Here is a 14758-nt window from a genome sequence, read left to right as displayed (position 1 = left end):
TCGAGCTTTAGCGCTAGCGCAAAAATAATCTGATTAGGTTTCTCAAGTTTTTATTGTTATAATGACTTCCAGGAGTGAACTTTATGGTTAAATACCCAACTGGATCTGTCATCCCCTTAAGGGCAGCCCAGCGGCAAGGAGAAAAGGCCCTGCTTAAGAAGGCCAGCTTTTCCGACCGCGGGATGACCCTGGAGCAGCAGATCAACGAATCAAACCAGTACTACCTCGACGCGGGCATCGCGGTCGTCCACAAGAAACCGACCCCGATCCAGATCGTCAAGGTCGACTACCCGAAAAGATCGCGGGCCGTCATCCGCGAGGCCTACTTCCGACAGGCCTCAACGACTGACTACAATGGCGTTTATCAGGGCTACTACCTTGATTTTGAAGCCAAGGAGACGCGCAACAAAACTTCTTTTCCTTTAAAGAACTTTCATGACCACCAAATCCTGCACCTGCAGCAGTGCCTGGACCAAGAGGGCATCTGTTTTGCCCTTATCGGTTTCATGAGTTTGGAGCGCTACTTCGTTACCCCGGCATCTTTTTTGATTCAAGCTTGGCAAAACTGGAAGGCTGCCGGCAAGAGTTCTATGACTCTTGCTGAAATCGAAGCTAACTCCTTTGAAATTAAAAGCGGATTCCGGCCTGCCCTGCCTTATTTAGAGGCGGTCGACCGGATCATTGCGGATAGGAAACAAGAACATGGCAACAAATAGTCCAGAGCAAAAGAACACGCGGATGGCGCGCCTGCATGCCAATGACGGCGCCAAGAAGGCCCGGCCCGTTCTGCGGGTAATCAAATGGCTTTTTCTGCTCTTTTTCTTGCTGATCATCTCCGGTGTCGGCGTCTTCGCTTATTATGCCAAAGACGCGCCGAGCATCAGCACCGCCAAGCTGCAAAGCGGCGGCACATCAAGTTTTTACACTACCGATGGCAAATTTTTAATGTCACTGGGTTCACAAACCCGGGTTTATGCTAAAGACTCGGATATCCCCCAGACCTTGAAAGACGCGGTCGTCTCCATTGAAGACAAGCGCTTCTATTCTGAAAGCTTGGGGATCGACCCCTTCCGGATTGTGTCTTCCTTCTTGACTAACGTCAAGAGCTCCAGCACCGTGGCCGGCGGGTCAACCATCACCCAGCAGCTGGTCAAATTGACCTGCTTCTCAACCGCCAGCTCCCAGCGGACCCTGTCCAGAAAGGCCCAGGAAGCCTGGCTGGCCATGAAGGTTGAAAGAGAATACAGCAAGGACCAGATCCTTGAATTCTACATCAACAAGGTCTACATGAACTACGGGACCTATGGGATGGGGACGGCAGCCAACTACTACTATGGCAAGTCTCTCAAGCAGCTGGACCTGGCCCAGCTGGCCCTTTTGGCCGGGATGCCTAACGCCCCGGTGGCCTACAACCCTTACTTATACCCAAAGAAGGCTAAGTACCGGCGGGACCTGGTCTTAAAGGCCATGTACGACAACAAGAAGATCACTAAAAAGCAGTACCTGGCTGCCAAGGCTGAAGACGTGCAGAAGGGTCTGAAGAAGCACACGACCAGCACTGAATCCAAGCTGCGCAAGGTCGACGACGCCTACATCAAGGAAGCAATTGCTGAAGTACAGGCTGACGGCTATGACCCATATAACGACAACCTGAAGATTACCATCAACATCAACCAGGCTGCCCAAAACAAGCTCTACTCCCTGGCCAACAGCGGCAGCGTTGCTTTCACCAGTAAGAAGATGCAGATCGGGGCCACGGTCGTCAACCCGAAGAACGGCCACGTCATCGCCATCCTTGGGGGCCGGAAATTGCCATCAGTCCAGCTGGGACTTGACCGGGCAGTCCAAACCGGCCGGTCGACCGGGTCAACGATCAAGCCAGTCTTAGACTACGGTCCGGCAATTGAATATCTCAACTGGGGAACCAGCCATATCCTGCAGGATACCAAGTACACTTACCCAGGTACCAACATCCAGCTTTATGACTGGGACAACACTTACCAAGGGTCAATGAGCATGCGCTACGCCCTGGTTCAGTCCAGAAACGTGCCGGCCGTCAGAGCCTTGAATGAAGTTGGGATTTCCCGGGCATCACTTTTTGCCAGAAAACTGGGCGTCAACGTCTCTGCTAATGCTGGTTTGTCAACAGCGATCGGGGCTGACGCCTCCAGCTTGCAGATGGCGGCTGCTTATGGGGCCTTCGCGACAATGGGCGTCTACCGCAAGCCGCAGTTCGTCTCCAAGATCGAAACGGCTGACGGGCAAGTGCGCAAGTACAACTCTACTGGCAAGCGGGTCATGAAGAAGTCAACCGCCTACATGATCACTGACATGCTCAAGGGCGTCTTCACCAGCGGGACCGGGACCACGGCCAAGGTCAGCGGGATTTACGAAGCCGGCAAGACTGGTACGGTTAAGTACTCCGACTCAGAGCTTGTTAAATACCCAAGCTACAGCTCAACGCCAAAGGACTCCTGGTTTGTTGGCTATACCAAACAGTACTCGATTGGGATCTGGACAGGCTATGACAATTTGAAGGACGGGACGATTTCCGGGGTCGGCCAGTATTCAGCCCAGCTGATTTACAAGTATATGATGTCTTACTTGATGGCTGACGAAGACAGCACCGACTGGGAAATGCCATCAACGGTCGTTAAGAAGCGGATCGTCAAAAATACTGAAGACGAAGTAGCCTCCCCTGGCCAGTCCTATACTTGGGAACTCTTTGTCAAGGGGCATTCGCCGACTGACGCTGACTACGTTTCCTCAAGCACGAGTTCTGCTACAAGTTCCAGCTCAACTGTAACTTCCAGCGTCAAGTCCAGCTCCAGTTCCAGTTCTTCTAAGTCCAGTTCAAGTTCTTCAGTAAGTTCAAAATCCTCATCTTCATCCAGCTCAGCAAGTTCAAGCTCTGCTTCGTCCAGCTCTGCTGTTTCGTCCAGCCAGAGCAGCGAAGCCCCGAAGGCTGAAGAAAACAAGCAGGACAACAATAATACTGACAATAAACAAGGCAATTAAGCCTCAGGTCTGCCAGACAGAGTCTGGCAGGCCTTTTTCTTTGCTCTTGTCTTCTTAAGTTTATGTTTTTTGACCATACTTTATTTTTTCTCTTTCAAAAATCGATACCTCGCTATTGATTTTCAGAAGTGAAACAAATAGAATAGACAGTGAATCATTGAAAAGGAGGTTTTTATTTTGAAAGAATTTGGCCAACCAAAAATTGAAGACGCGGACATCCCCTTCCAAATCAAGATGATCCACGATGAAATCAGCCGGCAGATGACCCAGCACATGAAAAAGCTGGACGTCACCCCATCTCAAGCAGCAATCTTGCGGCAATTTTCACTGGCTGGCAAGCGGCAGCTGCCTCTTAAACTGCTTGAAAAGCAGCTCCACATCGCCCAGTCAACGGTAGCCGGCTTGGTCAAGCGCCTGGAAGAAAAAGGGATGATCCAGCTGCTTGAGGATCCCCAGGACCGCAGAAGCAAGCAGGCCAGGATCACTGACAAAGGCCTGGAAGTCGAAGGCAAAGCCAAACAGAACATGATTGAAACCAGAGACCGCCTTTTAAGCGGAATGACTGAGACAGAGCAAGGAATTCTCCACTCTCTTTTGGTCCAGGCTTACAAGTCGATTTATCAAGCCAAATAATGCCTAAATTAATAGCTAGGTATCGTTATTTCGATTTTTGTTAAGGAGGAAAAGATGAAGAAAGCACTGCATTATCTGACTCCGCGGGAAGCTGCCCAAACCGCAGTCTGCTTTTTAGCCATCATTATGACCGTCTGGCTCAGCCTAAAGATGCCGGACTATATGTCAGCCATTACCAAGCTGGTTGAAACGCCCAAGGCCAAAATGGGCGATATTTTGGTCCAGGGGGCCTGGATGCTGGCCTGCGCTGTTGGGGCTGGGATCGGCATGATTCTGGCCAACTACCTGGCCGCCCTTGTCTCGGCTGGCCTGGCTAAAAGCTTGCGCCATGAAATGTACCAAAAGACTATCCACATGGCCATGCAGGATGTCGACCGCTTCTCAAGTGACTCTCTTATCAACCGCACAACCAACGATATCACGCAGATTCAGAACTTTATTGGCATGGGGATGTCATTTATGTTCATGTCACCGATCATGGCCACTTGGGCGATCGTTAAAATCTTGAACAAGGCCTGGCAATGGACCGCGGCAACGGCACTGGCCCTCTTGCTGATCACGGTTGTACTTGCCATCGGCTTGACAGTTGCCATGCCCCGCTTTAAAAAGATCCAGTCCTTAAACGACAACCTGAACCGAGTCACCAGAGAACAACTGTCCGGGATCAGAGTCGTCCGGGCCTACAATGCGGAAAAATACCAGCAAGACAAGTTTGCCCGGGCTAACAACGAACTGACCGACAACAACATGACCGCCTTCCACGTCATGAGCATCTTCAACCCCTCCGTTCAGTTCATCAATTCATTTTTGCCCCTGGTTATCTATCTTTTAGGTGCATCCCTGATCACCAGCGCTTCTAGCGGGCAAAAGCTGGGGATTTTTTCCGACATGGTCGTCTTCTCCAGTTATGCCATGCAGATCGTCATGAGCTTTATGATGCTGTCCATGATCGTCTTTCTCTGGCCCCGGGCATCCGTTTCCGCCCAAAGAGTCAGCGAGGTTCTGGATACTCCTGATTCAATGGCTGACGGGACGGAAACTGCCAGTCAAGGTCCGGCAGGCTCTATCGAATTCAAAAATGTTTCCTTCAAATATCCTGGCACTAGCGGTGAAGTGCTGAAGAATCTCTCTTTTAAGGTCGAGCCTGGTTCAACTTTTGCCATTATCGGCAGCACCGGGTCGGGCAAGACTACCCTGCTGAACTTGATCGTCCGCTTTTATGACCCAACTAAAGGACAGATTTTGGTCGATGGCCAGGACATCAAGTCCTACAAGCGGACCAGCCTCCGGGACCGGATCGGTTACGCGACCCAGAAGGCCATTTTGTTTAAAGGAACAGTCAAGTCCAATATCAGCTTTGGCCAGGCCGACCGGGTCAAAAGCGCGGAAGAGCTTGACCAGGCGATTGAAACCGCCCAGGCCAGTGAATTCGTTGACCAGATGCCTGGAAAAACTGACGCCCCGATCGCCCAAGGCGGCAGCAATGTGTCTGGTGGGCAAAAGCAGCGGCTTTCTATTGCCAGAGCCATCGCCCGCAAGCCAGAAATCATGCTTTTTGACGACAGTTTTTCCGCTCTTGACTTCCAAACCGACCGGCTTTTGCGGGAAGCTTTAGGCAAAAAGCTAAAAAACACTACTAAAGTTATCGTTGCTCAAAGAGTCAGCACTATCAGAGACGCTGATCAGATTTTGGTCCTGGAACACGGCAAGGCCGTTGGCTTGGGCAAGCACGACGACCTGCTCAAGAATTGTCCAAGCTACCAGGAAATCGTCTCTTCACAATTGTCAAAGGAGGAAATGAGCCATGAGTAAGAAAAATACAGGTTTTGCCTCCAACCTGAAGACCGCTAAAGAGTTTATCGCCTACCTGGGCCGCTACCGGCTCGGCTTGATTCTTTCCATCATCGTCGCGGTTATTGGTGCCCTTTTGAACGTCTGGGGACCAAGCAAGCTGTCAGAAGTCACCAACTTGATCTCCGCAGGCTTGACCGGCCCGATGAACATGAAGAAAATTGGCTCAATTGGTACTTTATTGATAATAATCTATTTCATTGCCGGCCTCTGCAACCTTTATCAAGCCTGGACCATGTCCACGATTACGCAGACTATGACCAAGCAGATGCGGCAAGATATTTCCGCAAAAATCAACCGCATCCCCTTAAAATATTTTGACGGCCACACAACCGGCGACACCTTGAGCCGGGTAACCAACGACGTTGACACCATTGGGCAAATGATGAACCAGAGTATTTCCAACCTGGTCTCCTCTTTGGCCATGCTGGTCGGTTCCATCGTCATGATGCTCATGACCAACTGGATCATGGCCCTGGCCGGGATGATTACCGCCCTCCTGGGCTTCATCTTCTCCACCGGCCTCATTTCCTCATCACAGCGCTACTACAACAGCCAGCAGCAAACGCTGGGCGCTTTAAACGGGAAAGTTGAGGAAAGCTACACTGGCTTGGCAATTGTCAAGGCCTACAATGGAGAAAAGCAGCTTGGCCAGGAATTTGACCAGGTCAATGACCAGCTTTATGAATATGCTTGGAAATCCAATGCTCTTTCCGGCTCCATGAATCCAATCATGCAGTTTGCCGGCAACGCTGCTTACGTGGTTGTCTGCATCGTCGGTGCCATCGCCGCCCACCAAGGGCAGATCGGCTTCGGGACCATCGTGGCCTTCATGATCTACATCCGCCTTTTCTCAGAGCCCTTGCAAAACCTGGGCAAATGGCTTCGAGTTTAGAAATGCTGCTGGCCGCTTCCCGCCGGGTCTTCGACTTTTTGGACGAAGAAGAAATGCCAAAAGAAGAAGGCAAAAAGCAGCTCGACCAGGTCAAGGGCCAGGTCAGCTTCCAGCACGTGGTCTTTGGCTACAACTACCCAGAGCAGGTCATCGTCCACGACTTCACCGCTGAAGTTGCTCCTGGTGAAAAAGTTGCCCTGGTTGGGCCAACCGGCGCCGGCAAGACTACTATCGTCAACTTGCTGATGCGCTTTTATGAGATCAATTCCGGCTCAATCAAGATCGACGGCGTCTCTACCAAAGATATTACCAGAGAAAACGTCCACCAGCTCTTTGGCATGGTCTTGCAGGACACCTGGCTTTTTAACGGGACTCTGAGAGAAAATTTGGTCTATAACCAGACTGGAGTAAGTGATGAACGCTTGGATGAAGTCTGCCAGGCAACTGGCCTCAGCGACCTGGTTGACCAGATTGGCTATGATACCCCGATCAAGGCCGACGACCTATCAGCCGGGCAAAAGCAACTGATTACCATTGCCCGGGCCATGATCAAAGATGCCCCGCTTTTGATTCTGGACGAAGCAACGTCCAGTGTTGACACCAGAACTGAACTCAAGGTCCAGGCTGCCATGGACAAGCTGATGGAAGGCCGGACCAGCTTCGTTATTGCCCACCGCCTGTCTACCATCCGGGATGCTGATCTGATCCTGGTTATCAACCACGGTGACATTATGGAGACTGGTAACCACGAGGAACTCCTGGCCAAGGGCGGCTTCTACGCTAGCCTTTACAACTCCCAGTTTGAAAAGGCTGATGACTAATATAGCTGGAATACTTTCTGTAAAAAAGCAGGTATTCTAGCTTTTTTATCTGCTAAAATATATGACAACAGGATAAAAACAAGAATAACTGCCAACAAGACTTACAAAAATAGAAAAGAGGAAATTATGGAAGCAATTCAAATTGAAGACTTTCTGCACTATGCCAACCTGGGCAAGCTCAAGGCCAAGGGGCAGAACCTGGTCTGGGTCAAAGGACTGCCAGATGCCGGCAAAAAGGACAAGTACCTCTATACCTTAGAGACACTAAAAAACGGGCAAGTCACCCCGCTTAGCTCCTTTGGCCAGGAAAAGGACTTCGTCTTTCTTGATAAAAACACGGTCTGCTTTGCCGGTAACCGAAGAAAGGAAAAAGGCAAGACTTTTATCTACCTGCTCTCTTTGACTGGCGGTGAAGCAAGGGAAATCGCTGCTTTAGAGGGAGAAGATTTCGCGGTCGAAAAGGTCCTAGAAGACGGCCGCCTGCTTTTAAGCCGGCGGGTTGACCTGCGCGAAGCGGAAAAGAAGCAGGATCCGGATGAAAAAGATTATGTGGTCTTAGACGAATTCCCTGCCTACTTCAACGGCGATGGCATTATTTCCAAGTTCCGCGACCGCCTCTTCATTTTTGACCCGGCCCAAAACGAACTGACTGAGCTCTTAAAAGACGACCCATATTTCAACTTTGACCTTCATTATGTGAGCGACTCTGTCCTCTACTTCACCGGGGACTCTTACACCAAGTCCAAGGCCCGCAAGTCCGCCCTCTACCAGCTGGACTTAAAGAGCTTGGAGTACCGTCAGCTTTTGCCAAAAGAAGAATGGTCAATTTTTGCCATTTGCATTTTAAAGGGCCAGCTCTACCTGGTGGCCACTGATGAAAAGCGCTACGGGTCAGAAGAAAATCCGCAGTTTTACAAGTATGACTCAGAAAAGCAAGAATTATCCTTAGCCGCGGCTTGGGAAGACTGCTGGGGCGACTGCGTTGACACCGACCTCTGCCTGTTAGACGTGCGAACCAGTCAAGTCTTTGACGACTGCCTTTACTTCACTACTACCAAGGTCGACCACACGGTCTTGGAGTGCTTTGACGGTGAAAAAATTACCCCAGTCTTTGAATTCCCCTCAATCGAATTCTTTGACTTTACGGAAGATGGCACTTGCTGGTTCACCGGTCCAAATGCCAACGAGACCCAGCAGCTTTACAGCTTTAAAGACGGACAGCTGACCAAGCACTCCAGCTATAACGAAGCTGCCTTAAAGGACCGCTATGTCGCTTCCGCTTTTCAAGTTGACTACCAGAATTATGCTGGCAATACCCAGCACGGCTGGGTTCTTTACCCGAAAGACTTTGATGAAAAGCAAAAATATCCGGCTATTCTCGACGTTCACGGCGGGCCAAAGACCGTCTACGGGACGCCATTTTTCCATGAAATGCAGGTCTGGTCAGGCAAGGGCTACTTTGTCTTCTTTGCCAACATCTACGGTTCTGACGGCCAGGGCAACGACTACGCCAACATGCGGGGACACTGGGGCCGGGAAGACTACAATGATTTGATGAAATTCACCGATGCAGTTTTAGCTCAAATCCCGCAAATTGATGAAAGCCGCCTGGGTATTACCGGCGGCTCTTACGGGGGCTACATGACCAACTGGGTAATCGGCCACACTAACCGCTTCAAGGCTGCCGCCAGCCAGCGGTCCATGTCCAATTGGTTGAGCGATGCCTTTATGTCTGACGTGGGTCCTTGGGAAGACCTTTACTCCATTGATGCTAAGGATCTAGATGAAAAGCTGGACTACGCCTGGCAGCAGTCTCCTTTGAAATACGCTAACAAGGTTACCACGCCGACCTTGTTCATTCACTCATTGGAAGACTACAGATGTCCTTTGCCGGAAGGGATGCAAATGTTTCGGGCCCTGCTCTACTACGGGGTAGAAAGCAGAATGTGCCTCTTTAAAGGCGAAAACCACGAGCTTTCCAGAAGCGGGCAGCCAAAACACCGGATCCGCCGCTTGCAGGAAATTACTGCCTGGTTTGACCAGCATTTGCGGTAGAATATAAGTAGTAAAAAGCAAAAGCTGAAGTAACAAAGGAGTTTTTTATGACTAAAATTGCCATGTATAACGTCAGCCCGATCGAAGTGCCTTACATTGAAGACTGGGCTAAGAAGAACGATGTTGAAGTCAAGACGACTGACCAGGCCTTGACCAGCGCGACTGTTGATTTAGCTGAAGGCTGCAGCAGCGTTTCCATCAAGCCCCTGGGCCCGGTTGACGAAGAAGTTGTTTACCAAAAATTGAGCGAATACGGGGTCAAGTGCATCGGCCTCAGAATCGTCGGCTTCAACACCATCAACTTTGACTGGACCAAGAAGTACAACTTACTGGTGACTAACGTCCCAGTCTACTCCCCGCGGGCCATCGCTGAAATGACGGTTACCCAGGCCATGTACCTCTTGCGCAAAATCGGGATCTTCCGCTATCAAATGGACCATGACCATGACTTCACCTGGCCAAGCAACTTGATCAGCAATGAAATCTACAACTTGACTGTCGGCTTGATCGGGGTCGGCCACATCGGCAGCGCTGTAGCGGAAATTTTCTCAGCCATGGGGGCCAAGGTCATTGCCTATGACGTGGCTTATAACCCGGAATTTGAACCATTTTTGACCTACACCGACTTTGACACGGTTTTAAAGGAAGCTGACATTGTCTCCCTCCACACCCCACTCTTCCCATCAACTGAAAACATGATCGGCGAAAAGCAACTGAAGGAAATGAAGAAGTCTGCCTACTTGATCAACTGTGCCCGGGGTGAATTAGTCGACACTGAAGCCTTGATCAAGGCTTTGCAAGATGGTGAAATCGCGGGTGCCGGCCTGGACACCTTGGCTGGGGAATCCAGCTACTTCGGCCACAAGGACCTTAAGGACAGCGAAATTCCAGAAGACTACAAGACCCTGGCCAAAATGCCAAACGTCGTCATCACTCCTCACTCAGCCTTCTACACGGAAACTTCCATCCGCAACATGGTGCAGATCTGCCTCAGCGACCAATTGACCATCGCCAAGGGCGGTCGGCCAAGAAGCATCGTCAACCAGTAATTTTTACTGAATCTATAAACGCGAAAACACCGTCAGTTTAATCTCTGCCGGTGTTTTTGGTGTATTGTAATTTCTATTGAAAACGCTGACTTTTTGCCTGGAATAATCCTTTTTCCTGCCCTACAATTGAATTAGCATGTGAAAAGGAGAAAAAATTATGGAAATAAAAAAATGGTCTTACGCGGATTTTCCGGAATACCAAACCGACTTGCCTGACGTAAAATATATCGACAGCACAGGCGATGAAGTCAGAGTCCTCTACCACCCAAACGTTGAATACGCTGATTATGGCGGGCAGAAACTAAGCTTGCAGATCTTGGAGCCAACCACGCGGAATCACCCAAATGGTCTGACTTACCCGATCTTTGTTTACGTGCAAGGCTCTGCCTGGATGAAACAAGATGTTTACCGGGACCTGCCCCAGATGGCAAAAATTGCCGCTCTCGGCTATGTCGTCGCGGTTGTCGAATACAGAGGCAGCGACGTGGCTTCCTTCCCCAAGCCGATTCTGGATGCCCAAAACGCCGTTCGTTTCATGAAGCTGCACGGGCCCGAATACCAGGGCGACCCAAAGCGGGTTATTTTAGCGGGCAATTCTTCTGGCGGCCACACTGCCGTTTACGCCAGCTTTTTCCCGGAAGGCGAAGACAATCTCTACCCTGATGTAAATGCCAAAGTAAGTGGTGTAGTCGACTTTTACGGCTCTGTCTCCGTCATGCGGGAAGACAGCAACCCGACAACCATCAACCACCTGCAGGCTGACAGTCCTGAAGGGATGGAAATGGGCCGGGTCGACTTAAGAGAGCAGGCAGACCTGCGCCGGAAATTGTCAGTTGAGTGCAATATCAGCAAGGAGACCGATATTCCGCCAGTTTTGATCATTCATGGAACAAAAGACCGGACGGTCAACACAGCCGGCAGCACTGACCTTTACTTGAAATTAAGGGAGTGCGGCAAAGAAGCCTCCTATATCTTAATCAATGGTGCTGACCACGGCGGCGGGGAATTCACCTCTCCAGCTGTTTTAAAGGAACTGGATGCTTTCATCAAGCATGTTTTAGCATAATATATATAAAAAAGGCCGCCTTCTCCGGCGGCCTTTTACATGCCCAAAACTTCTTTTTCAATCGTGTCAAGGCAATCAATTTTATCATGACTATCCCCTGCAAAAAGTTATTCTTTTTTCTTAGCTTATTCCAGGTAGCTGTAGGGATCCGGGTTCTTGGCCCGGGCGGGCATCTTGTAGCGGCCAAAGAAAATCATGGCATGGTGGGTATGGATCCACTCATCTTTTGGCAGCAGCTCTTCCAGCCGCTTCTCCACCTGCAAAGGAGTTGCCTTCTCCGGCACGATCTTGAACTTCTTGGCAATCCGGGACACATGGGTGTCGACCGCGATGGCCGGAATCCCCCAGCCTTCAGCCAAAACGACATTGGCCGTCTTGTTGCCGACCCCGGCTAATTTGACCAGGTCCTCCTTCTTGCCCGGTACCTGGCCGCCGTATTCATCAACCAGGGTCTGGGACATTTCCTTGAGGTGCTTGGCTTTCGAATGATAGAGGCCGAGCCGGGAAATATCTGCCTCGATTTCCTCCTGGCTGGCTGCCGCCATGGCTTCCGGGGTCGGAAAATCCGCGAAGAGCTGCGGGGTCACCTTGTTGACCATTTTGTCTGTCGTCTGGGCGCTGAGCAGGACAGCGCAGATCAGTTGGAAACGGTTGTCCCAGTTCAGCTCCCCTTTGGCCTCCGGGAACATGGCATCGATCCGCATTAAAACCCTTCTTGCCTCTTCGTCACTCAAAAGCTTTTCATCTTTTCCCATCAAAATCCTCCGTAAACTTACTAACGATTTCTTTCCAAGTACTGCTGGACCTCGCTGGCAGTCTTTAAATTCATTCTCTGCCAGTTCAGCAAAATCCGGTCAACGTACTTGAAGCTCATAGCCCGGGACAAGACTGCTTCCCGAAGAGCCAGCTTGATTATCTCCGGGGCATAGTGATCCAAATTCAGCCAGTCCTGGATTTCTTCCCGCTCAATCGGGGTCAAGTAGCGGCCAAATTCAATCTCAAACTCCCGGGCCAGGTCACTCATTGGGTCGTTGTTCAAGCTGTCCTTAGCTTCTTCCAGGACTTCCCCATTCATGTCCTTGACCTGGACATGCTGGTCTAGATACTGGTCCAGCTTGTCATAGAGCTCATCCAGGCTGTAACGGCTGCTGATCTTCCCGCTGGCGTCCTTTGCCTGCCTCAGTGACAGGCAGCCCTTGTCCAGCAGGCTCTGGATCAAGAGAGTGACGTCGCTGACGCTGAAATTGGTGTTGGCCGCGATTTTTTCATTGCTGGGGAAGTAATTTCCCCTTTGAAAAAAAGCTTCCAGCTGCAAGACCAGGGCCAGTTCCGCTTCAGTTAGGCCCAAGCGGGCATAGTAGGCAATCAAGCCATTGCTGATGCTGGTCACTCCCAGCTGCCGGTAAAAATTGTAACTTGGCATTTTCTCACGTTCTTTCACAAAAAATAAAAGAGTGAGTTAACTCACTCTTTTATTTTAGCTTTTATACTTGTTAAAAAACAACTAATGCGCTTATGGCTGCATTCTGTTGATCATTCTTGGGAATGGAATAGCTTCACGAACGTGGTCCAGCTTGCAAATCCAGGCGATAACCCGTTCAAAGCCCATCCCGAAGCCGGAGTGCGGCACGCTGCCGTACTTTCTCAGGTCCAGGTACCAGGAGTAGTCATCCAGGTTGAGGCCTGCTTCTTCGATTTGCGCCTTCAAGGTGTCGTAGTCAGCTTCACGTTCTGACCCGCCCATGATTTCCCCGTAGCCTTCTGGGGCTTCCACGTCGGCACAGAGGTAAGTCAATGGGTTTTCCGGGTTCTTCTTCATGTAGAATGGCTTGATGGCCACCGGGTAGTTGACGATGAAGAATGGCCGGTCGAATTGTTCTGACAGGAAGGCTTCATCTGGCGCGCCGAAGTCGTCGCCCCACTTGAAGTCCTTGCCGGCTTCTTGCAGCATCTTAACCGCGTCATCGTAGGACAGGCGGGTGTAGTTGCCTTCAGCAGCTGGGCGCAGCTTGTCCAGGTCCCGGCCCAGGATGCTCAATTCGTATTCACAGTGCTCCAGGACTTGGCCAACTACGTAAGACAGGAAGCGCTCTTGCAGGTCCAGGGATTCATCTTGGTGCATCCAGGCCATTTCCGGTTCCATCATCCAGAATTCAGTCAAGTGCCGGCGGGTCTTGGAAGCTTCTGCCCGGAAGGTTGGCCCAAAGGTAAAGATCTTGCCGAAGGCTTCTGCCCCGACTTCCCCGTAAAGCTGGCCGGATTGTGACAGGTAAGCATCGTGGTCGAAGTAGTCAATGTGGAAGAGTTCCGTAGTGCCTTCTGGCGCTGAGTGCATCAAAAGCGGCGCGTCAAACTTCACGAAGCCTTCGTTTTCAAAGAAGTCGACCGTGGCCTTGAAGATCCGGTTTCTGATCTGCATGATGGCAAATGGCCGCCGGCTTCTCAGCCAGAGGTGACGGTGGTCCAAAAGGAAGTCGATCCCGTGTTCCTTGTTGGTGATCGGGTAGCCTTCGTTGTTGGAAACAACTTCCAGGTCGCTGATCTGGATTTCGTAGCCAAAGTGGGACCGGGCGTCTTCATGGATGGTCCCAGTAATGTAGAAGGAAGCTTCCTGGCGCAGGCCCTTGGCTGCTTCAAAAACTTCCTCGCTGACATTGTTCTTGCGGACAACGCCTTGGAAGAAAGCCGTGCCGTCTCTTAATTGCAGGAAGACGATCTTCCCGCTGGACCGCTTGTCAGTCAGCCAGACATGCATTCTGACTTCTTCGTCAACGTGCTTGGCTGATTCTCTGATTGAAATCAATTCTGTCATTCTTTTTTATTCCACCTTATTTTATTAACTCTATCCATGATAGCAGATTTTTGCCCGCTCTTCTATAACTTATCGACCAGAGACAGGAGCTTGCCGTCTTTAAACTTGTAAATGGCATAGCAGTAGCTGCCATCGCTGTTGACTGCAGTGACTTCCCAGACGGCTTGCTTTTGATACCAGCCCAGGTTGACTTCCTTGATGGTCTTCTTCGGGTATGACTTTTGGAAGCTGGCTTTCACCGTGCTTTCGCTAATGCCGTCATTAGCTGAATAATAGTAGGCCTTGTGGCTGCCAGGCAAATAGATGAAGTAGGCTGCCTTGCCCTTGCTGGTTTTACCGCTGGCTGAATAGGAACTGACACCGCGGTTCAGGTGGTAGTACTTGTCAATCTGCTTCATAGAAGTCTGCTTGACCAGCTTGGCGACTTTCTCCTTGTGCTGGCTGTAAGGCTTGGCGGCCTTAGCTACGACGGCTACCGTTCCCGCGTAAAGCAAAAACAGGAAAAAGACCAGCCAGGCCAGATATTGCAGAACATTTTTGACTCTTTCGTTAAGCATT

At 50.6% G+C, this 14758-nt stretch carries 11 protein-coding genes and 1 pseudogene; 8 read left to right on the top strand and 4 right to left on the bottom strand.

What is annotated here, in order from left to right:
• The first annotated feature begins 83 nt into the window (after positions 1-83).
• The 8 genes and pseudogenes from recU (at position 84) to ACYVUU_RS04855 (ending at position 11388) form a co-directional block, all read left to right on the top strand.
• Positions 84-716 carry a Holliday junction resolvase RecU gene (gene recU, locus ACYVUU_RS04890; RefSeq protein ID WP_439776335.1) on the top strand — a complete coding sequence of 211 codons (633 nt, stop codon included), beginning with the start codon at positions 84-86 and terminating at the stop codon, positions 714-716.
• Complete coding sequence (locus ACYVUU_RS04885) at positions 703-3018, top strand: transglycosylase domain-containing protein (RefSeq protein ID WP_484500118.1); 2316 nt, start codon at positions 703-705, stop codon at positions 3016-3018. Before recU ends, ACYVUU_RS04885 begins: the two co-directional genes overlap by 14 nt.
• Before the next feature lie 177 nt (positions 3019-3195).
• On the top strand, positions 3196-3651 hold the full coding sequence (locus ACYVUU_RS04880) for a MarR family winged helix-turn-helix transcriptional regulator (RefSeq protein WP_484500117.1): 456 nt from the start codon (positions 3196-3198) through the stop codon (positions 3649-3651).
• A gap of 54 nt (positions 3652-3705) precedes the next feature.
• A complete protein-coding gene (locus ACYVUU_RS04875; protein ID WP_484500116.1) occupies positions 3706-5463 on the top strand; it encodes an ABC transporter ATP-binding protein in 1758 nt (585 codons plus the stop codon).
• A pseudogene (locus ACYVUU_RS04870) lies at positions 5456-7218 on the top strand (ABC transporter ATP-binding protein). The gene ACYVUU_RS04875 and the pseudogene ACYVUU_RS04870 overlap by 8 nt, the downstream one beginning before the upstream one ends.
• 126 nt (positions 7219-7344) lie before the next feature.
• On the top strand, positions 7345-9273 hold the full coding sequence (locus ACYVUU_RS04865; protein ID WP_484500115.1) for an alpha/beta hydrolase family protein: 1929 nt from the start codon (positions 7345-7347) through the stop codon (positions 9271-9273).
• A 47-nt stretch (positions 9274-9320) separates the two neighbouring features.
• Positions 9321-10322 carry a D-2-hydroxyacid dehydrogenase gene (locus ACYVUU_RS04860; RefSeq protein ID WP_484500114.1) on the top strand — a complete coding sequence of 334 codons (1002 nt, stop codon included), beginning with the start codon at positions 9321-9323 and terminating at the stop codon, positions 10320-10322.
• 157 nt (positions 10323-10479) lie between these two features.
• Complete coding sequence (locus tag ACYVUU_RS04855) at positions 10480-11388, top strand: alpha/beta hydrolase fold domain-containing protein (protein WP_484500113.1); 909 nt, start codon at positions 10480-10482, stop codon at positions 11386-11388.
• Positions 11389-11513: 125 nt separating this feature from the next.
• On the opposite strand, the gene nth is transcribed toward ACYVUU_RS04855, so the two are convergent.
• The 4 genes from nth to ACYVUU_RS04835 form a co-directional block, all read right to left on the bottom strand.
• Entirely contained in the window at positions 11514-12143 is a 630-nt protein-coding gene (nth, locus tag ACYVUU_RS04850; protein WP_484500112.1) for an endonuclease III, read from the bottom strand.
• Positions 12144-12163: 20 nt separating this feature from the next.
• Positions 12164-12811: a DnaD domain-containing protein gene (locus ACYVUU_RS04845; protein WP_484500111.1), complete on the bottom strand. Its 648-nt coding sequence runs from the start codon at positions 12809-12811 to the stop codon at positions 12164-12166.
• Between the two features lie 90 nt (positions 12812-12901).
• Positions 12902-14200, bottom strand: coding sequence for an asparagine--tRNA ligase (gene asnS / locus ACYVUU_RS04840; RefSeq protein WP_484499122.1), 1299 nt, complete (start codon positions 14198-14200; stop codon positions 12902-12904).
• 62 nt (positions 14201-14262) lie between these two features.
• Entirely contained in the window at positions 14263-14757 is a 495-nt protein-coding gene (locus tag ACYVUU_RS04835; RefSeq protein WP_484500110.1) for a hypothetical protein, read from the bottom strand.
• Position 14758 lies beyond the last annotated feature (1 nt).

The sequence above is a fragment of the Lactobacillus sp. WILCCON 0058 genome (assembly GCF_057198005.1).
The sequence above is the reverse complement of the archived record's forward strand: the minus strand, read 5'-3'. Positions and strand labels throughout refer to the sequence as shown.